We start from the raw sequence: 243 nt of genomic DNA on the forward strand, positions 1-243 counted from the left end.
CTGTTTGCATGTCCACGCAGCTGCCACCAGATGCCGCAACCGCAATCAGGTCCTACCTCCGGTTTGCCGATCGGATCCTGCCCGGCGGCATCATCGCCTGCGCTGTCACCGGCTCGATCGCGCTCGGTGGCGTTGTGGCAGGCTTGCGTGCCGCGGTGGCCGGGGCTTGCTGCGGCGAAGTCTTCCGGGCTGACGAGGCGGCCTGATCAGGAGCTGACTGGCCGGGAGCGGGCTGGCGGGGGG

1 protein-coding gene is annotated in these 243 nt (G+C 69.5%); it reads left to right on the forward strand.

The annotated features are described in order from the left end of the window. The coding region (locus R0K30_RS23210; protein ID WP_410613354.1) for a hypothetical protein at positions 1 to 206 on the forward strand (206 nt) is incomplete at its 5' end. Between the last annotated feature and the right edge of the window lie 37 nt (positions 207 to 243).

It is taken from the genome of Bacillus sp. SIMBA_154 (genome assembly GCF_046536015.1).
Lineage (GTDB): Bacteria > Bacillota > Bacilli > Bacillales > Bacillaceae > Bacillus > Bacillus pumilus_P.